Here is a 20,463-nt window from a genome sequence, read left to right as displayed (position 1 = left end):
AGGTTAATGGCAAGGGGGAGAAATTACGTAATCAATGTAGTAAGGAAAATCGGCTTTTTAAGTCTATAGATGTAAAAATTACTAGATTCTATCATCTGGTAATAGGGATAAAGCTCAAACTTTTTCTATACCAGCCTGTGTTATTAATGAATACCCTTATCTTAGGGGATTTGCAAACTCCATAATTTCTCGGTTAACTAGCAATAGATCTATTTAGTTATTCTGATAATATGTACCAAACTTCTTAGAAGGTGAAACTTCAATCAGTGGGGGGGACTTTCTTTTCACTACTGAGTTGTTAGTACCACAAGGATATAACTTAAAAAATTTTGCGTTTAATGGAAGTGGATCCATCGATTACCAATATTTTTCACTTTATTGCTTGAAGTGGGGGTCTTGCTGCCAGTTATATGAAGAATAAACAGTAATGAAAAACAGAAGCTTGTAACTCTGACACAATAAAGAGAGTAAGCTTCTGTTTCTTATATTTCTATGTATAAATTAAAAACGTTAAGAAAGAGGAGTATCGCTTATTTTTATTATCCTTTTATATGTTAATGCTCTTTAGATTTCATTTTTGCTGGCAGTATTAATCGCTCTCCTTTTTCGTAAATAACTAACAATTTCCTTATAATAGTAAGCTTCGGTACTATTTGATACACAAGTATTGCAACTAGAATACTAATTATGGCTCCTACAAAGACATCTGCTGGATAATGTACACCTACCCAAATTCGTGATAGTCCTAAAATCAAGGCTAACATCATCCAAAACACCTTCGCTTGCTTTTTGAAAAGCCAGAAAGTCATACAAAAAGAAAAGAAGAATATCGTATGATCACTTGGAAAAGAATTATCTACCGTATGTTCTACAAGCTTATGGACATTAGCAAGTTCAGCAAAAGGTTGATGATTAGAATGGAATTTCCCTACAAATTTTCCGACTATTTCTGCTAACACAAACGTAATGGAGCCGCAAATAATCATAAGCTGATTGTTTTTTTGTCTTCTAAACCAGAAAATGACGATGCCTAGAACTAAAAAAAATATCATATATTCAGCAATGAACGTCATAATTGGATTTAGTATGGAAAACTCCTTACCTAGATTATTCACCATTCGAAACAAGTCAATATTCATTTGATTAAGATTCATAAAACTTTCCTCCTTAGGGTTCTGAGGAAAGTATAGTTATTTTATTTACAATATGGTATTTATTTTCCTTACATCATTCTTACAATCTTGCAAGAATAGAGTCGACGAATTGAAAAGGGGATTTGAAGAGAGCTTATTTACTTTATATATTACTATGAGCATTTTTTAATTAATCAAGTTCATTTGACTATACATAAATGGTAATAAATTACACAAGCTATGTTTATAACGGAGGGATAATAGTGACAGTTAACGAAGGATTACAACAAACAGAAAATGCTTATAATCAATTAGTTGAAGTGAATCGCTTAATGGTAGATGCTGTATTTAACGCATTTTTGTTTTCATGGCAATGGTGGCTAGGTATTGGATTATTTATCATACCTTGGCTCATTTGGTTCTTGTTTAGGAATAAGAAAAGTACAGGGCGGCTTTTAATCGGGGGATTTATCACCATCATTCTTTCATTGTTAATTGACCTTATTGCTTTATCATATGGTTTATGGTCTTATCCTATGAAATTCTCTCCAATATCACCTTTATTATTTCTTCCATATCACTTGGCAATGGCTCCCGTTGCAGTCATGTTTGTTCTACAAATTAAGCCAAACTGGAATCCGTTATTAAAAGGTAGTATTTTTGCTGCAATCGCCGCATTTGGAGGAATGAATTTATTTAATGCAATTGATTTTTATAATCCAAAGGGTTGGTCAACATTCTATGACTTTTTTATCTACTTATTTTTAATTATGATAGCGTATCTTTTTTATAATATGGATAGCTATAAAAAAATAACCGATAAATAATATAAGGATTCAAATTGAGTTTATGAAATATGTATTGTAGAGTTAGTCAAAGATTTAGCGATGAAATCAAGAAGAAAGTCTTCTTAATTTCATCGCTTATTTAACTTTGGCCTGATAAAGTCATCTACATTTTTCATTTTTCGTTTCTCTCGATTTGTTAATTTATCTAGTCTACTAACCGCCTCTTCAAATTCTTCATTGGATATTTGCTTAGAAGCTAATAGTGTACATAGCATAGCATAGGCGATCGGTTTGGTGTCGACATGCACATTTACATCGACATCTGAATTACCGCTATGTTTAACAGCGGATTTATTTGTAATGTGTTGATCTGGAAAACCGTCGTCATATGGTTTTAACGAAAATAGATTAGGTCTCTCCATTAAAAATCACTCACCTTTTAAAGGATAAGTGGGATACATAAGAATATATCCCACTATATTTTTTCTTTTTCTTCTTCTTTCTCCTTGAATCAGCATCAGAGCTGACATCTACATAGGATTCCCACTATTAGAGATTTTTGCAAAGGTACATTTCGATTCCTCGATTTTAGATCGTTGTCATTATCATTTATAATAACGTCACCACCGAAGTCATCGCCGTTTGCGTCTGTCACACCTGCTACATCATCATTTCTTCCACCACATCTACTATTTTTCCACATATTATTTCCTTCTTTTCATTGATATAATGCTAATATATTCAATGTTCATATATTTGAGATGGCTTGTGTCTTATGATAAACGTTTTATTTTGTCTGATAGCCAATTAAATGCGGTAACAATCATGTTTATGAAGGAAAAAATATGCCTTCTACTCAGAAGGCTATGTATAATAGTCTTGATTTTATGGATAAAAGAGCAATGGATTAAACTGATTAGTACTACCATAGAGGAGTAATTCAAAGACCGTTACCATTTGGTAATTCAATCTTTGAAAATAAGCCAATATGTCCTCTAATGATTCAACTGTTTGACTACGATTTCCACCAGAGTCATCCAGTAAAATAATATCCCCAGGTGTCACATTTGACTTCACATGATTGGCAATTTTTTAGCCCCTGGTCTTCTCCGGTCTTAGGGCGATTCGTGAAATCACCTCGTTTCTGGGTGCAGGAGCTAGACATGGCTCACGCCCATCTTTATCCACATAGACAAATTTTATTTCCTAGACTATAAAAAAACTGCCAATTGGCAGTTTTTAATGGATGTTTCTATATAGACCGATAACCTTACCTAGAATCGTTACGTTATCGTAAATAAGTGGTTCCATTGTTGAATTTTCAGGCTGTAAACGAATATGATCCTTTTCTTTAAAGAAACGTTTAACCGTTGCCTCATTTTCATCTGTCATCGCTACAACGATATCACTGTTGATAGCAGTGTTCTGTTGCTTTACTATTACCATGTCTCCATCCAAAATACCGGCTTCTATCATACTTTCACCTTCAATGACAAGTACAAATAAGTTATCATCTGGACTCGCACTATTGGATGGCAATGGAATAAATTCCTCAATATTCTCTACTGCTGTTATTGGAAGACCGGCAGTAACTTTTCCAATGACTGGTGCATAGCGCGCTTCATTTCTAGGTATATTATTATCTTGAGAAAGATCTAATACCTCTATAGCTCTAGGCTTAGTAGGATCTCTGCGAATAAAACCCTTACTTTCTAGCCTGGAAAGATGACCATGAACAGTTGAACTAGATGCTAGTCCAACGGCTTCGGCAATTTCACGTACAGAAGGTGGGTATCCTTTTTTTGTTACTTCATCTTTAATGTAGTCAAGTATCATTTGCTGCCTTTTCGATAGTTTAGTCATGTATTGATCACCTCGCACATAGGATTAATTATAACTAGTTTACCATCGGGTTGTTGGAAATGCAAACGTTCGTTCGAAAAACACCTTGACAAGATCGTATGTTCGTGTAATACTTAAAACAACAAGCGAACAAAAGTTCCTATACTGATAAGGAGGCCTGTTTCAATGTTCCAAAAAATAACAAAAACAGACGCATTCTACCTCATTGCTTTTGCACTAACGCTCGGATTCTTATATTATTCTATTATCACTAGTTAATTATTTTCATAGGGAGATAGTATGTTGAGGGCAATTATTTATTGCAGAGTTAGTACAGATAAGGAAACACAGGAAACGTCACTTGCAAGACAAAAGCATGAATTAATGGAATTAGCAACAAACAATCATTTAACGGTTAGTTGTTGCATCCAAGAACAAGAGAGTGGCTATAAGATTGATAGAGATGGCATTTTTCAGTTGCTTGATCTGTTTTCTGATGGAGAGGCAGACTGTTTACTCATTCAGGACGAAACTCGTCTAGGTAGAGGTAATACAAAAATAGCGCTGTTCCATCAACTACATAAATTAAACATACCCATCTATACTTCTTACCATGATGGTAAGTTAGAACTATCTGAAGCAGATTCCATGGTTCTTCAAATTGTTGGCATTGTGGAAGAATATCAGCGAAAAATACATAATGCTAAAATAAAAAGAGGTATTCAAAGAGCTATTAAAAACGGCTATAATCCTAGTAACAATTTATCCAATCAAGATAAGGCACCTGGTCGTGAGCGAAAGACTTTTCCTATTGAAGAAGTGGTACGTCTGCGGGAAAACAATCTGACATTCGAAGAGATTGCCACTACATTAAATGGATTAGGTTATTCCGTTTCGAAGGCTACGGTCCATAGAAGGTATCAGGAATTTCAAAATACTTGAATATATGATATGGTAGAGGTAAGATAAAAAGGCAAGAACACTAATTATGTTCTTGCCTTTTCTATTTTCGTACAACTACAATTTCAAAACTTTCTATATGAAACTGGAGGTTATTAGATGCTATCTAAAGATAAAATAGAACGTATAAATGTATTAGCAAAAAAAGCAAAAGAAGAAGGTCTATCTGCAGTTGAAAAGAAGGAGCAAGAAAAGTTACGTCAAGAGTACTTGCAAAACGTTCGAAGCTCATTTAAAAATCAATTTAAATCGATGACAGTTGTTGACCCAAATGGCAATGATGTAACACCACAAAAGGTAAAGGACATGCAAAATCAAGAAAAAGATAAAGAGTAAGTGTCATGGTACTTGACACACACATTGTTTTGCTTGTGGCAAACTATGTTTCGTTATAGAATAAAAAGAGTATACAAAAGCTTGGAATAGTGGAAGGAGTAATCTTATGTCGAATATGGAACAACAATCAATTAATACCATTCGTACGTTATCCATTGATGCCATTGAACATGCAAATTCTGGACATCCAGGATTACCAATGGGAGCTGCACCGATGGCATATACATTATGGACTGACTTTATGAATCATAATCCTAAACATTCAACATGGTTTAATCGTGATCGCTTTGTACTATCGGCAGGGCATGGGTCAATGCTGCTTTATAGTTTACTACATTTATCAGGATACAATGTAACCATTGAGGACTTGAAATCATTCCGTCAATGGGGTTCTAAGACACCTGGACATCCAGAAGTTCATCATACAGATGGTGTAGAAGCCACCACAGGACCGCTCGGACAAGGTATCGCTATGTCTGTTGGAATGGCAATGGCAGAAGCTCATCTTGCTGCAAAATTTAATACGGAAGATATAAATATTGTCGACCATTATACGTATGCCATTGTAAGTGATGGAGACTTAATGGAAGGAATTTCACACGAAGCCGCTTCACTTGCTGGTCATTTAGGCTTAGGTAAACTAATTGCTTTATACGATTCGAATGATATATCACTTGATGGTGATCTAAATCGTTCATTCTCTGACAACACAGAACAACGCTTCAAGGCTTATGGATGGCAAGTGTTAACTGTTGAGGATGGCAATGATGTAAACGCAATTCGAAATGCTATTAAAGCTGCGCAAACGAATAGTGAGCAACCTACACTAATTGAGATAAAAACAGTAATTGGATATGGGTCACCCAACAAATCAGCATCTGCTGCTTCCCATGGGGCTCCTCTCGGCACAGATGAAGTAAAATTAACAAAAGAATTCTATAATTGGGGACATGATGATTTTCATGTACCACAGGAAGTATACGCAGATTTTAACGAAAAAATTGTTAAGCATGGTGCTGAAGTAGAAGATAATTGGAATCAACTACTAGAAGTATATAAAGAAAGATATCCTAAATTAGCAAGCGAATTTGAACTCGCTTTAAATGGTGAATTACCTGTCGATTGGGAAAAAGACCTTCCAGTATTTGAGCCTGATAAGGATACACTAGCTACAAGAGCTTCCTCAGGTAAAGTACTGAATGCAATTGCAAAAGCTGTACCGAACTTCTTTGGTGGAAGTGCGGATCTAGCTGGCTCGAATAAAACTACAATAAATGATGAAGATGATTTTTCACGCACCAATTATGCCGGGAGAAATATATGGTTTGGCGTAAGAGAACATGCAATGGGAGCAGCATTGAATGGTATGGCATTACATGGTGGATTAAATGTGTATGCTGGAACATTTTTTGTATTTAGTGATTACTTGCGTCCGGCAGTTCGTCTATCTTCTATTATGAATACACCGGTAACGTATGTTTTCACGCATGATTCGATTGCTGTTGGTGAAGATGGGCCAACTCATGAACCGATCGAACAATTAGCTTCATTACGCGCAATGCCTGGATTATCACTTATTCGTCCAGCTGATGGAAATGAAACACAAGCTGCTTGGCGCTTGGCTCTGGAATCGACAGATACACCTACAGCACTTGTTCTTACGAGACAAAATCTACCGACATTATCTGGTACAAAAGAGCATGCTTACGAGGGTGTGAAAAAAGGTGCTTATGTTGTAAGTGATGCGGAGAAGGCAACACCTGATGCCTTGCTATTAGCAACTGGATCTGAAGTTCAATTGGCAATTCAAGCACAAGCTGAACTGAAAGAGAAGGGGATCGATGTCCGGGTTATCAGCATGCCGTCATGGGATCGTTTTAATGTACAAGCTGACTCATATAAGCAACAAATTATCCCATCTGAAGTAAAACGCCGGGTTGCAATTGAAATGGCTTCCCCATTCGGTTGGGAACGATATATCGGTGATCACGGTAAGGTTATTGGAATTGATACATTTGGTGCATCCGCAAAAGGAGAAAAAGTCATCGAAGAGTATGGTTTTACTGTGGAAAATGTTGTGAAACACGTTGAATCAATGATGGAATAACTTTAAATAAGATATAACACGTTTATAGCCAAAGAGGCTGAGACAAAAGAATGAAGAAACAATTAAAAACGAGCGATAATTAGTTGAAATTAATTATCGCTCATTTTTTGATTAGAAAAATTAAATTAGCACCTGAAATAAGTGAGACTCCAGCGGGAACAGCACGAGTCCGAAGATCCACGTGGTAACGTGTTTCTCTTTACCAAGTTAGCTGTGGGCGTTCCAGCGGAAAACGCGTATATGTTCACGGTGCGGCGAAGATCCTCCTATTGATAACATGATTATGCTTATTATGAGTAAAGAAAAGTTGTGTTTTGTCCGAGCCTCTTTTTTATCGTCTAGGAAATTGTAAAATTTGCCCATGTGGGTAAATATGGACGTGTTAAGCCGCGTCCAGCTAGTCTAACTTCTTTAGTCCAACGAAAAGCGACCGATTTGGCTGCTATTTCTTTTAGGAAATATATTTGACGTTACGCATAGTAAATATAACAATCTTATTTTTTCTGAATCGACAAAAGAAGTGCATTTTTACAATACAATCTGACATAATTTTGAAATAGAATCCGTATAATAGATTATATAGAGGGGGAGATCCTATGTATACGTATTCTATCTATTGGATTAAAGAAGAGGTCGCCAACCATTACTTCCATAAAAGTGGAGTTCTATATCGATTCTTAAAGGATTATCAAATGAACTCAGATCGAAAAGACTTAGCTATGCAGTTTAATTATATTACGTATCCATTTAGTTATAGTGAAATTATCAACCATTTAACAAACTATCGACATTTAAGAATTTTGGAGCAAAATGAAGAGAAGGGATTGAAAATTTATAGTAGGGATGCGTTTATTTCTTTACATATAAATGAAAATCAATTAAAATTTCGTTGTAAATCACTACAGGATGCAGAAGAGCTGCTTTTTCCTGTTCTAAGACAAATGCAGCGATTGCTTTTTGTAATAGGAGATAATATTCAAAATTTTGGATGGTTAGCTCCTATTCTTACACATAGCAAAAATCAGGAAGAACAAGTATTGTATTCTTTTCTTTGATTTACTATACTGTATAAGAGACAACACGAAGGAGGAAAGCTTTACATGGACACGATCTGGGTCGTACTAATTGCTATAGCAGCGTTAATTGTTGGTGTTGCTCTTGGATTTTTCATTGCTAGAAAATATATGATGAGCTACTTAAAAAAGAATCCACCGATTAATGAACAGATGCTTCGCACATTAATGATGCAAATGGGTCAAAAACCATCACAAAAGAAAATTAATCAAATGATGCGTGCAATGAACAATCAATCAGGAAAATAGGCACTTATTGATATACTTAGAAGCGTTCATAGCTGCAACCATACCCCTTGCTCTAATGGTAAGGGGTATTCTAATTTCGTATAACAACTTTAAACTTTTGGTTTATTGTCAAAAATAGGAGTCCTATGTAATCGCTTGATTTGATACAATAGATGCATTCATGCAAATAGGAGGTATATCATGTCTGACATAAATGTGTTTATCGCTTTCGGGGCTGGTTTTCTCTCGTTTATCTCGCCTTGTGTGTTACCACTTTATCCAGCTTTTTTATCTTATATTACTGGAATGAGTGTAAGTGAACTAAAAGATGATAATAAAATGCTCAATCTGAAAAGTATCTTACATACCTTATTCTTTTTATTAGGATTTTCTGCTGTCTTTATTATGATGGGATTTGCAAGCTTAAGCATCTCGCAATTCTTAATTATGTATCAAGATATCATAAGACAAGTAGGCGCCATTATTATTATTTTCTTCGGGCTTGTTATTGTCGGTGTATTAAATTTTGATTTTTTGATGAAAAATAAGAAAATAACGTTCAAAAATAGGCCTGCCGGTTTTATTGGATCATTCTTAATTGGATTAGCATTTTCTTTAGGTTGGACACCTTGTACTGGTCCAATTCTAGGTATCGTCTTAACTTTAGCAGCTAATAATCCGGACATTGGTGTGCTTATGATGGTAAGCTATATATTAGGTTTTTCCGTCCCGTTTTTTGTCTTATCTTTTTTTATCGGAAAGCTCAATTGGATAAAGAAGTACAGTACGAGACTTGTAAAAATAGGCGGTTACATCATGATCGTTATGGGGGTTGCTTTATTTTTTAATTGGATGACGGCATTAACCTCATATTTAGCAGGATTGTTTGGATTTTCTGGCTTTTAATGGATTTTCTATATGTTTTATATTAAAATAAGTAGTATATATGCTATAAAGGGGCAATAACCATGTACAAACCAAATGATCTTATATTACGCACTACCTCATCATTGATTGCCTTTATTCTTTTAGGCTTCGCTGTCTATTTATTATTAGCCGGACATAATTCTCCAGGTGGAGGATTCGTTGGTGGACTCATGACATCTGGCGCTATTTTATTAATGAATATGTCTTATGGAGCAGATGTTGTAAAAAAAGTGTTGCCAATCGATTTTACAAAGTTAATTCCAATAGGTCTTGCAATCGCTGTAGGTACTGGAGTTGGATCATTCCTTTTTAAAGCTCCTTTCTTATCACAGACCTATGATTATTATACGTTTCCGATCTTTGGGAAGATAGAACTTGCAACTGCAATGATCTTTGATATAGGTGTTTACTTGACAGTTGTTGGTGTAATGATGACAATTATATTAACAATTGCCAATGACCAAGATTAAAAGGGGGAAAAGCTATGGCCAAAATACTTGTGGTCGATGATGCTAAATTTATGCGCGTAACCCTTTCCACCATTTTGACAAGTGAACAGCATGAAGTTGTCGGGGAAGCTGAGAATGGCGAGGAGGCAATTAAGCTGTATCAAGAATTGCAGCCTGATCTAGTTACAATGGACATCACAATGCCTGTGATGAACGGCATTGATGCAATTAAGGAAATTTGTAGAATAAATAAAAATGCAATGATTATCGTATGCTCAGCAATGGGTCAGCAAAAGGTAGTGGTTGAAGCGATTGAATCAGGTGCCAAAGATTTTATCATAAAACCATTTGATGAAGATCGTGTGTTAGACACTGTAAATAGAGTGTTGAACCTAAAGAATGAGTAATTAGACGATAAGAGAGAGTGTGACTACATAATGTTTTGGTTCATAGCAAGTACGTTAGTTGCAGCATTCATGGCGATAACAATGATTTTCATTCGGTTAAAGGCATCAAAGAAACCAGCTTCCGTAAAGAAAATTATCCTACCGCCATTTTTTATGAGTACAGGAGCACTTATGTTTCTATTTCCAATGTTTCATATTAGCTGGTATCAAGTACTTGAAGCTGTAGGAGTTGGAATTTTTTGCTCCATATTTTTGATAAAGACATCGAAATTCGAAATTCGTAACCAGGATATATACTTGGTTCCGTCGAAATCATTTGTATTTATATTATTTGGTTTACTTATCTTTCGGATTATTATAAAGCTAGCGATAGGAAGTCAGATATCTGTTGGAGAAACAAGCGGAATGTTCTTTCTGTTAGCCTTCGGCATGATTGTTACATGGCGATTATCGATGCTGTACAAGTACTTACAGCTAGAGAAACAGTTGAACATGAAAATGAATACATAAAAGCGTCAGACCAAGCAGTCTGACGCTTTTATTTTTGGTGTTTCCGTTTCCAATCTTGCTCATAGTCATCTCGAGATAGTTGAAAAAATTCTTCATAGGGCTTTGTATCGATATTCTTTTGAGCTAACTTTTTACGCAAAAACTTATGGTCACGTTTCGGAGTTGCAATAATGTAGCCTTCTATTAAAACATCCTGCGTAATGGTAGTCTTATCTTTCATAAGAGCGACTTCTCCTACTTTGCTCGCGATCTTATGCTTTGCAACATCTCTAAATAATTCAGGAACTGGCGAAACCAATTCATCAAGTAGCTCCTTTTCTTCCTCTTTCCACATATTTTTTGTTTTATTAACATAATATTCTTCCCAGTCCATGATTGATTTGCCATCTTCTTTTGGTAACCGCTTGAGGAATTTACGAAACATAAAAAAACCACCAATGGCCATTAATCCAATCATAATGAATCCCCAAATGATTATTAAGTAATCAACAATAACCGACATATTTTCACCTTATTCTCCTCTTTTTTACCAAAAATTCGCAGGAATGTGACAAAATTTTTAACTATTTAATTTATTTTTTCCATCACTTATAGTAAGATTAACAATAATTGGATGTTTTTTTGAAAATACATAGTCAACTATATTATAAGCTGAAACAGATTTACAAACAAGCGTCATACTATCAGAGAATAGATCATAAATATAAATTGTAGAAGAAAGGAATTGTTGAAATTTGCGAAAAAAGGGGGAAAAATGATGGGGTATGATCACGGAACCCAAAATAATGAGGAAGCTATCCACATTGCCGAAACAAAGCCGGTGCAATTGCGCTACCCACAATTATCCTCACTGCCTTCATTTATGCTTGCATGGGTAGAAAACAATTGTCATGATATCATAACTGTCTTAGATGAAGAAGGAAGAGTCATATTTAGTTCTAAGTCAACAGAGCATTTACTAGGATTTCACCCGTCTGAATTAGCGGGAAAGTTTTGGCATGAGATGATTTCTGCTGATGACGCAAGTTATATTAAAGACAATTTTGAGCAAAGATTTTCACAAAACCAACTTTATACCATGAATATACTAAACAGTGATGGCAAGTATATTTGGTCAGAATGTTCTGTAGTAAAATTACAAGATCCACAGAAAGATGAAATTTTCTATTTATCTACTATTGCTGATATACGAGATAAAAAAGAAGCGGAAGAAATGATGATACGTTCAGAAAAAATGTCAGTTGCTGGACAACTAGCAGCTGGAATTGCGCATGAAATCAGAAATCCGCTAACATCGTTAAAGGGATTTTTGCAGTTGCTTCAAGCAGGTGTAAACAGAAAAGAAGAATATTATAATATCATGATTGATGAAATTGAAAAAATGGAGACAATTACTTCTGAGTTACTTTTTATCTCGAAACCACTGACAGATAATAAGAAAATGGAATCCATCTTAGATATGGTTCATGATGTCGTCGTATTACTACAACCTCAAGCAAAGATGAAAAATATTCATATTGAATATTCCGTATCCAGGCATGAAAGCGTATTTTGCGATCGCTCGCAAATTAAACAAGTACTAATCAATTTGGTGAAAAATGCAATTGAAGCAATGGAAGAGAGTGGTAAAATTTATTTAACATCTACATCTAGTGATACCCATGTGGAAATCAGTATAATTGACGAAGGACCAGGTATTCCAGATGAAATCATACATAAGCTCGGAGAACCATTTTTTACAACAAAGCAAAGCGGGACTGGTCTAGGTATTATGATAACGAAACAAATTCTCGAAAGGCATCAAGCTTTCTTAGAAATTGAAGCTAAAGAACAAGTGGGGAGTACTTTCCGCATTATTTTTCCATTATCCAATAAATAATCCCGATCGTTTTTTAATGTTCAAATAACAGATAGTGATTTTCTTTGAAGAATACGTACTATACAAATTAGTGCGAAGTTTGGTGAGCCTTGGTGACAAATAAAACTGAATTGCATTATTACATTATAATTTATAACTAGTAGTTGATGTATCTTGATTTTTATATAAGAAAAAATTATCACTTCACATAAATTTTTACTATATAAAGTGTTGTTTCAATGGTTTGTTTTATGTCACATTTTCCTTTAATATAGAGTAAGTGGGTAAGGTTTATATTATATTGTTAATGAAAGTGAAAAAGATGTCGTACGTTGTAATTTGTATGACATGCATGATGAAAGGGGTACAAACATGGGGAAGAGTAATTCATTTAATGCTAAAAAGCAATTTGAACTCAATGGAAAAACCTACAACTATTATCAACTGAAAACTTTAGAAGAAGCTGGATTAGGAGAAATTTCACGCTTGCCATTTTCTGTTCGTGTTCTCCTAGAATCACTTGTTCGTCAACATGATGGACATCAAATCAAAGATGAGCACGTCGAACGCCTAACTAAATGGGGCACAGAAGCAGGAAAGGGTGTAGATGTTCCATTCAAGCCTTCGCGCGTTATTTTACAAGATTTCACAGGTGTACCAGCAGTAGTAGATCTTGCTTCTTTACGCAAAGCAATGGTAGATATGGGTGGAACACCTAGTAAAATTAATCCAGAAGTACCAGTAGATCTAGTTATTGACCACTCCGTACAAGTAGATCAATATGGTACAGCAAATGCGCTAAAAGCCAATATGGATTTAGAATTTGAACGAAATGCAGAGCGTTATGAATTTCTTAATTGGGCGCAAAAAGCTTTCGATAATTATCGTGCTGTACCACCGGCTACAGGAATTGTGCATCAGGTGAATCTAGAGTATATCGCAAATGTAGTACATGGCTTAGAAGACGAAAATGGTGAGTACGTTGCATTCCCAGACACACTTGTGGGAACGGATTCACATACGACAATGATTAATGGATTAGGCGTTCTTGGCTGGGGTGTTGGCGGTATCGAAGCTGAAGCAGGTATGCTTGGGCAACCTTCTTATTTCCCTGCTCCTGAAGTAATTGGAGTTAAGTTCACTGGAAGTTTTCCGAATGGAACAACAGCTACTGACTTAGCATTGAAAGTAACACAGGTATTACGTGAGAAAAACGTAGTCGGCAAATTTGTTGAGTATTTTGGCCCTGGTTTAAAGGATATGCCATTAGCAGATCGTGCTACAATTTCTAATATGGCACCAGAGTATGGCGCAACATGTGGTTTCTTCCCAGTGGATGAGGAATCATTGAACTACTTACGTCTAACTGGTAGAGACGAAGAGCAAATTGATCTTGTAGAAAAATACTGTAAGCTAAATAACCTATGGTATTCTGCAGATCAGAAAGATCCAGAGTACACGGATCTTGTTGAGATTAATTTATCAGAACTAGAACCTAACCTTTCAGGACCGAAACGTCCTCAAGATTTAATCGCGCTATCAAATATGAAAAAAGAATTTAATAAGGCGATTACAGCACCCGCTGGAAACCAAGGCTTTGGACTTGATAAATCTGAATTCAAAAAAGAAGCAGTTGTCGAGCATCCAAATGGGAAATCATCCGTTATGAAAACAGGAGCACTTGCTATCGCAGCAATCACTTCTTGTACAAATACGTCCAATCCTTACGTAATGTTAGGTGCTGGTCTATTGGCGAAAAACGCAGTAGAAAAAGGGCTCCTCGTACCTGAATACGTAAAAACTTCATTAGCACCAGGTTCAAAAGTAGTAACCAGATATTTAGAGGATGCTGGACTAATGCCTTATTTAGACAAACTTGGCTTTAACCTAGTAGGATATGGATGCACAACATGTATTGGTAACTCTGGACCATTACGCGAAGAAATTGAGCAAGCGATTATTGATAATGACCTTACAGTATCGTCTGTTCTTTCTGGTAATCGTAACTTTGAGGGACGTATCCATCCATTAGTAAAAGCAAACTACCTTGCATCTCCACCTTTAGTAGTAGCTTACGCGTTGGCAGGTACGGTAGACATTGATCTTACGAAAGATGCTTTGGGGGCCGATAAAGATGGAAATCCAATATACATGAATGATATTTGGCCATCCATGGAAGAAATCAAGTTACAGGTAGAAAAAGTTGTTCAACCTGAGATTTTCCGTAAAGAATACGAAGATGTGTTTAGTTCGAATGAACGCTGGAATGAAATTGATACGACAGATGAACCATTATTTGAATGGGATAGTGAATCGACATATATTCAAAATCCACCATTCTTTGAAGGTCTAGCGAAAGAGGCTGACTCAGTCAAGCCACTGAATAACTTACGTGCTATTGGTAAATTTGGTGATTCTGTAACTACAGACCATATCTCACCTGCAGGTGCTATTGCAAAAGATATGCCAGCAGGTAAATTTCTACAAGATAAAGGCGTTTCACCTCGTAACTTTAACTCTTATGGATCTCGTCGTGGAAACCATGAAATTATGATGCGTGGCACATTTGCCAATATCCGTATTCGTAATTTACTTGCTCCAGGTACAGAAGGCGGCTTTACAACGTATTGGCCAACAGAAGAAGTTATGCCTATCTATGATGCAGCAATGAAGTATCAGCAAGATGGCACTGGTCTTATCGTTATTGGCGGTAAGGACTATGGAATGGGTTCTTCTCGCGATTGGGCCGCTAAAGGAACAAATTTACTAGGAATTAAAACCGTAATTGCCGAAAGCTTCGAACGAATTCATCGTTCTAATCTAGTTATGATGGGTGTGCTACCATTACAATTTGAAAATGGAGAAAGTGCAGATTCATTAGGTTTAACTGGTAAAGAAAGCTTTAGTATTGAAGTTAATGAAGATGTAAAACCACATGATTTAGTAAATGTAACAGCGGTAAGTGAAGATGGTACGAAAACAGAATTTAAAGCTGTTGCACGATTTGATAGTGATGTAGAGATTGATTACTATCGTCATGGCGGCATCTTACAGATGGTATTACGTAACAAGTTAGAAGTATAATTTTCACCTATATCTTAAAAAGCCTCTACAACGATCATAATTGTAGAGGCTTTTTTCTATAATATTATGAAGAGATAATGGTGAATTTTTTACGAACGATAACGTATGTAGCTTTACAAACCCAATTATTTTACATACCATTTAATAAGGATAGGAAAATAGAATAGAAAATCGCATTTATAATGATTAGCAAGGAGACATCGTGTATGTTAAAAAAAATAGTTGGAATTACTGTGATCATCGTGCTAGCTGGAATTGTACTTTTTAACTATGTTCAACAACGAAACGAAGTTTCAAAAGAAGATAATGAATATAATGTAAGCGGTGATACAGATGCTGAAGGTGGTGCTATTTCTTCAGTAGAAAAGGACAAAGTACTTCAACCTGGTGATACTGCACCTGATTTTCAACTTGAGACACTTAGTGGAGATACACTAAAACTGTCTGATTTACGAGGTAAAAAGGTTATTCTTAATTTCTGGGCAACATGGTGCCCACCTTGTCGTAAAGAAATGCCAGCAATGCAAGACTTCTATAATGAACATAAAGAGAATGTAGAGGTTGTAGCCGTTAATTTAACTGACTCAGAAAAAAAGGAAAAGGATGTTCACAAATATATTAATAAGTATGACTATACATATCCTATACCATTGGATCGAAAATCGAAGGCACGTAATATGTACCAAGTATTTAGTGTTCCAACAACTTATTTTATTGATACAAAAGGAAAAATCCATCAAGTGAAGCCCGGACCAATGACATATGAATTTATGAAAGATACTATTAATTCTGCTAATTAAGGTATATATTTAAGCTAAACTGGTAAAGCTTCTTCTAAAAAGGAGTGAATTACCATTTCTTTAAAGAAAAAACGTACGTTTGATGAATTAGTGAGTGAAAATCGTCAGCAAATATTAAAAGACAGATCACTCATGGACAAGATCGAAAAGCAATTGGAATTAAAAAGAAAACCTATTCAAAAAGAAGTTCAATAAAATAGATAGAAGTTTAATCACTTTCCATTCGTGGGAAGTGTTTTTTTGGATAAATTTTCTAGTATATAGATGCATTCACAAGAAATAATAGGTGCAGACAAAAGAAAGGAGGGATTTATTCATGACGACAGATAAATACCAGCCAAAGCCAGATGATCGTAGTGATAATGTAGAAAAGTTACAGGATATGGTTCAGGATACAATTGAAAATATGGAACAAGCACATGAAACGATGCAATTTTCTTCCGGTGAAGAGAAAGAAGCTATAAAAGCAAAAAATAAAAGAAGAGAGCAAGCCATTGAAGGTATGCGAAAAGAGATAAAGGACGAACATGAGCATAATGAGTTGAATTAAGTGAATTCCCCCGATACTAGGTTAAAGTGAATCGGGGGATTTTAAGTCGCTGTCACTTAATATTTAGAAGAAATATGTTAAGCTATATGTTGAGAGAAAAAGAAGCTGGGAGGAATAATCAGTGCAATCAGTCAGGACACCAATTGCAGTCAGATATCAAGAAACAGATCAGATGGGTGTTGTTTACCATGCTAATTATCTTGTATGGTTTGAGATTGGAAGAACAAAATTTATCGAATCTCTTGGTTTTCATTATACAGATATGGAAGAGCATCAAATCGTGTCTCCCGTTACAAACGCAACGATTCAGTTTAAAAAGCCAATTCGTTATGGTGAGGATGCATTTGTGAAGACATGGCTAGAAACATACGATGGTATTCGAACGGTATATGGCTATCAGATTTTAAATCATAAAGAAGAAGTAGCTGTAAGCGGAACAACAGAGCATGTTATAGTGAAAAAAGATACGTTTAGACCATTATCCTTAAGAAAAGCTTTTCCTGATTGGCATGAAGCTTATACAAAACAATTAAATGAGGAATAATCATGGCTTTTGGAATAGATCGTAAGGAAATATTGAGGTGGAAAAATGAGATTAACGCTGGAAAAATAGCATTCCTAACTCATTATTGGATAGATAATCGTTTTCCAGGATGTACTACAGTTACAAAGGTGGGCTGCAAAAATGTAGATCAGTTGATTTCTTGGGGTGAACCATATGGTCTAATGCCTCAATGGATTGATCGTAAATTAAATTACCCCCATTTTGACTTATTTGGTGAAAAGCAAAGTGAAATATTACGTAAAGAGGAGCAATGGGAACAAATAGAAAGATTTCGATTATAACATAGAAATAATTCCATCCTTACTTGTATAGATAAACAAGCAAAAGGGAAACTTCCTAGAGAGTTCCCTTTTGCTAATAACCGCTATGTTTAGTTCGTAATATACTTCATAGTGGGCTCCTGTTTTTTTCTACTGTAGCTGATCTTAAGATCCTTATCTTCAAAATACCATTCATCTTTTGTTTCAACAAAAAAGGTGACACCTTCAACCTCAATGGAGGTATGTAGATCTTCCGGCTTTTCATTGCTTACACCTAATGAAAAGCCGGGCACATTTCCTCCAATGCCACCATATCTTACAAAAAATCGAACATAGGAAGTATCTTCGTCTATATCTAACTCTTTTTTATACCATTTTGCAGCTTCTTTACTAATTTGTATATTCAATGAAGACAACTCCTTTGTTTCTCTATCTATTATCATCTTGCTTTTTTCTCTTTTCCGGTACTAAATCTACTCCACCAGCGTGAAACGGGTGGCATTTGCTAATTCGCTTCACGGTCAAATACGTTCCCTTCCATACGCCAAAACGTCTATATGCTTCAAGTCCATACTCCGAACAAGTAGGGTAGAACCGGCAAGTTGGTGGTGTGAATGGACTAATAGCTGATCGATAAAATTTTATTAATCCAATGAAGAGATATTTCATAGATATGACCTTCTCTAATAAGTTTCATTTTCTTTGTCATAGCTGACTGTAGCAATAGCATCATGCATATGAATGGATTCTTCATTCCGACAGCTAACTTTAAATTTCGTTATAAATGGAAGCTCATACAAATCCGCTGCGACTAGCCTTACCACATCTTCTACAAATCTTGGATTCTCATATGCCTGTTCCGTAACCATTTTTTCATCTGTTCTTTTTAAGATTGGATGTAATCTTGCACTTGCATTGCTCTCAGCAGCCTCTAATAATATGGCTTTCCAATCTGATAAAGATTCATCATAGTCTTCTGATAATGATACTTCGATCTTGACGTTACCTCGTTGGTTATGTGCGCTATACTCACTAATCTCTTTCGAGCATGGACATAGCGTTGTAATCGACGCAGCTAAAGATACAGCCAATTGATAACCGAGCTGTCTATCATAATTAATGCTAATGGTAGCATTGGCATGATTCATTCCAGCAAGTCTGGTATCTGGGGCATGTCTCTCATAAAACCAAGGAAAGCTCACCTTAAGGGAGGCATCCTGTTGATCTAATCGTTCCGCTAATTCTTTTGCAAACGATTTTAATGTATGAAGATCCATTGCAAACCCATTAGCATGATAATTTGCTAACTGTTCCGTAAAGCGACTCATATTTGTTCCTTTGTTTGATTGCTTCAAGCTAGATGTAAAGGTAAATTCACCAATTGTAGTTTGCTTGGCTGGAGTTAAGGAACTGTATATGGTTATTGGATGTTTTACCTTAGTAATTCCAACTGCATCCAAATCAAATAAGAAGTCCTTTTTCGTATTTTGCAAATCTGCCATATGCACTTTATCGACAGGTTTTGTTCTCGGGACCGGCATTACAGAACCAAATAATTTATGACGTTGTTCTTTGTTAGGCAATTTCTTCTTTGGGAATGTCTGTGTATTATCCATAACATCGTCCCCTTTCTCTTTGCTAATAAAAGTATACTGTAGGTGTTATAAAGATTCAATGTATAGGTTTTGATAGGAAAGAATTACATCCAAGTAATTTTCGGTTCTGTTTTATTCTTTATCCGCTTAATATTCTCTCTATGTCTATAAAAAACGAAAATTGTAAGTATTGTCGTAACAATGATAAGCCCAATATCCTTAAAAAGGATCGACAAAACAATTGTAACGATACCTGTTATCATCGAGGACAAGGAGACGTATTTGGACAGATAGAGACTTAGCAAGAATGTGGTGATCATAATAATAAATAATAATGGATTAATTCCTAAAATAATTCCCCCTGATGTTGCTACTGCTTTCCCACCTTTAAACTTTGCAAAAATAGGATACGTATGCCCAGCTACGGCAAATAAGCCAACTACGAGACGATAAACATCAGCATCGAATATAAGCGGAATTAATGTTGCTGCTGTTCCCTTTAAGATATCTGCAAGTGTTACGATTATTCCTGCTTTAATTCCTAATACACGAAACGTATTTGTCGCGCCTAAATTCCCACTACCATGTTGGCGAATGTCTTTATTATATCCCAGCTTGCCAACAATTAATGCTGAAGGAATAGAACCTAATAAATAAGCAATAATAGCAAACAAAATGTACTCCATATAAATTCCTTCTTTCTTCATTTATGTATGTATCAAACAAACAGGAGATACGATAGATGAGGCTTATTTTTAAAACTGTTGCTGCAATTTCATCATTCAATTTGCATGAATATAAGGAAAATACATACAGTTGATTTTCCACGCTATAAACGGAAAGTTCCGAGCAGCTTCGTTACCCCAGACTATTATCTGGACACACTTTTTCTCCGCAGCTGTTGTTACTTTCTGATTATAAAATGAAACCGCTCTTCTCCATTTACGGATTATTAGAGTTTCTCCAGTATTAACTGGTTACAAGGCCCTTA

27 protein-coding genes are annotated in these 20,463 nt (G+C 35.6%); 17 read left to right on the top strand and 10 right to left on the bottom strand.

Features of this window, described 5'->3' with window-relative positions; genetic code table 11:
- Nucleotides 1–554: 554 nt before the first annotated feature.
- Complete coding sequence (locus tag D9782_RS15635; RefSeq protein WP_026683143.1) at nucleotides 555–1,154, bottom strand: undecaprenyl-diphosphatase; 600 nt, start codon at nucleotides 1,152–1,154, stop codon at nucleotides 555–557.
- A 242-nt stretch (nucleotides 1,155–1,396) separates the two neighbouring features.
- On the opposite strand from D9782_RS15635, the gene D9782_RS15630 reads away from it, so the two are divergent.
- Entirely contained in the window at nucleotides 1,397–1,960 is a 564-nt protein-coding gene (locus D9782_RS15630; RefSeq protein ID WP_121605150.1) for a CBO0543 family protein, read from the top strand.
- Nucleotides 1,961–2,049: 89 nt separating this feature from the next.
- Here the strand turns inward: D9782_RS15630 and D9782_RS15625 are convergent, their stop codons facing one another.
- The 4 genes from D9782_RS15625 to lexA all read right to left on the bottom strand — a co-directional run bounded on the left by D9782_RS15625 (nucleotide 2,050) and on the right by lexA (nucleotide 3,784).
- Complete coding sequence (locus D9782_RS15625; protein ID WP_026683144.1) at nucleotides 2,050–2,343, bottom strand: hypothetical protein; 294 nt, start codon at nucleotides 2,341–2,343, stop codon at nucleotides 2,050–2,052.
- 95 nt (nucleotides 2,344–2,438) lie between these two features.
- Nucleotides 2,439–2,624, bottom strand: coding sequence for a hypothetical protein (locus D9782_RS15620; RefSeq protein WP_121605149.1), 186 nt, complete (start codon nucleotides 2,622–2,624; stop codon nucleotides 2,439–2,441).
- 182 nt (nucleotides 2,625–2,806) lie between these two features.
- Entirely contained in the window at nucleotides 2,807–2,998 is a 192-nt protein-coding gene (locus tag D9782_RS15615; protein ID WP_026683145.1) for a polysaccharide deacetylase family protein, read from the bottom strand.
- Nucleotides 2,999–3,160: 162 nt separating this feature from the next.
- Complete coding sequence (gene lexA, locus D9782_RS15610; RefSeq protein WP_121605148.1) at nucleotides 3,161–3,784, bottom strand: transcriptional repressor LexA; 624 nt, start codon at nucleotides 3,782–3,784, stop codon at nucleotides 3,161–3,163.
- A gap of 282 nt (nucleotides 3,785–4,066) precedes the next feature.
- On the opposite strand from lexA, the gene D9782_RS15605 reads away from it, so the two are divergent.
- The 9 genes from D9782_RS15605 to D9782_RS15565 all read left to right on the top strand — a co-directional run bounded on the left by D9782_RS15605 (nucleotide 4,067) and on the right by D9782_RS15565 (nucleotide 10,760).
- Nucleotides 4,067–4,705, top strand: coding sequence for a YneB family resolvase-like protein (locus D9782_RS15605; RefSeq protein WP_121605147.1), 639 nt, complete (start codon nucleotides 4,067–4,069; stop codon nucleotides 4,703–4,705).
- Between the two features lie 117 nt (nucleotides 4,706–4,822).
- Nucleotides 4,823–5,059, top strand: coding sequence for a DUF896 domain-containing protein (locus D9782_RS15600; RefSeq protein ID WP_026683149.1), 237 nt, complete (start codon nucleotides 4,823–4,825; stop codon nucleotides 5,057–5,059).
- A gap of 106 nt (nucleotides 5,060–5,165) precedes the next feature.
- On the top strand, nucleotides 5,166–7,166 hold the full coding sequence (tkt, locus tag D9782_RS15595; RefSeq protein ID WP_026683150.1) for a transketolase: 2,001 nt from the start codon (nucleotides 5,166–5,168) through the stop codon (nucleotides 7,164–7,166).
- A gap of 596 nt (nucleotides 7,167–7,762) precedes the next feature.
- The gene (sirA, locus tag D9782_RS15590; RefSeq protein WP_026683151.1) at nucleotides 7,763–8,221 is read left to right on the top strand and encodes a sporulation inhibitor of replication protein SirA; all 459 of its coding nucleotides are present in this window, start codon (nucleotides 7,763–7,765) and stop codon (nucleotides 8,219–8,221) included.
- A gap of 45 nt (nucleotides 8,222–8,266) precedes the next feature.
- Complete coding sequence (locus tag D9782_RS15585; protein ID WP_026683152.1) at nucleotides 8,267–8,488, top strand: YneF family protein; 222 nt, start codon at nucleotides 8,267–8,269, stop codon at nucleotides 8,486–8,488.
- 180 nt (nucleotides 8,489–8,668) lie between these two features.
- Nucleotides 8,669–9,373 (top strand): cytochrome c biogenesis CcdA family protein, encoded by a 705-nt coding sequence (locus tag D9782_RS15580; RefSeq protein ID WP_026683153.1) that lies wholly within the window; start codon nucleotides 8,669–8,671, stop codon nucleotides 9,371–9,373.
- Between the two features lie 62 nt (nucleotides 9,374–9,435).
- On the top strand, nucleotides 9,436–9,864 hold the full coding sequence (locus D9782_RS15575) for a Na(+)/H(+) antiporter subunit B (RefSeq protein WP_026683154.1): 429 nt from the start codon (nucleotides 9,436–9,438) through the stop codon (nucleotides 9,862–9,864).
- 14 nt (nucleotides 9,865–9,878) lie between these two features.
- A complete protein-coding gene (locus D9782_RS15570) occupies nucleotides 9,879–10,250 on the top strand; it encodes a response regulator (protein ID WP_026683155.1) in 372 nt (123 codons plus the stop codon).
- A gap of 30 nt (nucleotides 10,251–10,280) precedes the next feature.
- On the top strand, nucleotides 10,281–10,760 hold the full coding sequence (locus tag D9782_RS15565; RefSeq protein WP_026683156.1) for a CcdC family protein: 480 nt from the start codon (nucleotides 10,281–10,283) through the stop codon (nucleotides 10,758–10,760).
- Nucleotides 10,761–10,788: 28 nt separating this feature from the next.
- Here the strand turns inward: D9782_RS15565 and D9782_RS15560 are convergent, their stop codons facing one another.
- The gene (locus tag D9782_RS15560) at nucleotides 10,789–11,262 is read right to left on the bottom strand and encodes a DUF2621 family protein (protein ID WP_121605146.1); all 474 of its coding nucleotides are present in this window, start codon (nucleotides 11,260–11,262) and stop codon (nucleotides 10,789–10,791) included.
- A gap of 255 nt (nucleotides 11,263–11,517) precedes the next feature.
- Here D9782_RS15560 and D9782_RS15555 point away from each other — a divergent pair, with 255 nt between their 5' ends.
- From D9782_RS15555 to D9782_RS15525, 7 genes are all read left to right on the top strand, one after another.
- Complete coding sequence (locus tag D9782_RS15555; RefSeq protein ID WP_121605145.1) at nucleotides 11,518–12,639, top strand: ATP-binding protein; 1,122 nt, start codon at nucleotides 11,518–11,520, stop codon at nucleotides 12,637–12,639.
- 351 nt (nucleotides 12,640–12,990) lie between these two features.
- Nucleotides 12,991–15,702, top strand: coding sequence for an aconitate hydratase AcnA (gene acnA, locus D9782_RS15550; protein WP_026683159.1), 2,712 nt, complete (start codon nucleotides 12,991–12,993; stop codon nucleotides 15,700–15,702).
- Nucleotides 15,703–15,908: 206 nt separating this feature from the next.
- Nucleotides 15,909–16,502: a redoxin domain-containing protein gene (locus D9782_RS15545; protein ID WP_026683160.1), complete on the top strand. Its 594-nt coding sequence runs from the start codon at nucleotides 15,909–15,911 to the stop codon at nucleotides 16,500–16,502.
- A 90-nt stretch (nucleotides 16,503–16,592) separates the two neighbouring features.
- Nucleotides 16,593–16,697: an FbpB family small basic protein gene (locus D9782_RS15540; protein WP_371413959.1), complete on the top strand. Its 105-nt coding sequence runs from the start codon at nucleotides 16,593–16,595 to the stop codon at nucleotides 16,695–16,697.
- 121 nt (nucleotides 16,698–16,818) lie between these two features.
- On the top strand, nucleotides 16,819–17,052 hold the full coding sequence (gene tlp, locus D9782_RS15535; protein ID WP_026683161.1) for a small acid-soluble spore protein Tlp: 234 nt from the start codon (nucleotides 16,819–16,821) through the stop codon (nucleotides 17,050–17,052).
- 121 nt (nucleotides 17,053–17,173) lie between these two features.
- On the top strand, nucleotides 17,174–17,596 hold the full coding sequence (locus tag D9782_RS15530) for an acyl-CoA thioesterase (RefSeq protein ID WP_026683162.1): 423 nt from the start codon (nucleotides 17,174–17,176) through the stop codon (nucleotides 17,594–17,596).
- A gap of 2 nt (nucleotides 17,597–17,598) precedes the next feature.
- Nucleotides 17,599–17,898 carry a hypothetical protein gene (locus tag D9782_RS15525; RefSeq protein ID WP_121605143.1) on the top strand — a complete coding sequence of 100 codons (300 nt, stop codon included), beginning with the start codon at nucleotides 17,599–17,601 and terminating at the stop codon, nucleotides 17,896–17,898.
- Nucleotides 17,899–17,987: 89 nt separating this feature from the next.
- Here D9782_RS15525 and D9782_RS15520 read toward each other — a convergent pair whose 3' ends face one another.
- The 4 genes from D9782_RS15520 to plsY all read right to left on the bottom strand — a co-directional run bounded on the left by D9782_RS15520 (nucleotide 17,988) and on the right by plsY (nucleotide 20,158).
- Nucleotides 17,988–18,284: a HesB/YadR/YfhF family protein gene (locus D9782_RS15520; protein ID WP_026683184.1), complete on the bottom strand. Its 297-nt coding sequence runs from the start codon at nucleotides 18,282–18,284 to the stop codon at nucleotides 17,988–17,990.
- Nucleotides 18,285–18,306: 22 nt separating this feature from the next.
- Nucleotides 18,307–18,546 carry a membrane protein insertion efficiency factor YidD gene (gene yidD / locus D9782_RS15515; RefSeq protein WP_121605142.1) on the bottom strand — a complete coding sequence of 80 codons (240 nt, stop codon included), beginning with the start codon at nucleotides 18,544–18,546 and terminating at the stop codon, nucleotides 18,307–18,309.
- Between the two features lie 14 nt (nucleotides 18,547–18,560).
- Nucleotides 18,561–19,493: a GTP cyclohydrolase FolE2 gene (gene folE2 / locus D9782_RS15510; protein WP_121605141.1), complete on the bottom strand. Its 933-nt coding sequence runs from the start codon at nucleotides 19,491–19,493 to the stop codon at nucleotides 18,561–18,563.
- A gap of 83 nt (nucleotides 19,494–19,576) precedes the next feature.
- A complete protein-coding gene (gene plsY, locus D9782_RS15505) occupies nucleotides 19,577–20,158 on the bottom strand; it encodes a glycerol-3-phosphate 1-O-acyltransferase PlsY (protein ID WP_026683165.1) in 582 nt (193 codons plus the stop codon).
- Between the last annotated feature and the right edge of the window lie 305 nt (nucleotides 20,159–20,463).

Source organism: Virgibacillus sp. Bac332 (assembly GCF_003667785.1).
GTDB lineage: Bacteria > Bacillota > Bacilli > Bacillales > Amphibacillaceae > Virgibacillus > Virgibacillus salarius.
Note: the sequence above shows the minus strand (reverse complement) of the source record. Positions and strands in the feature narration are given on the sequence as shown.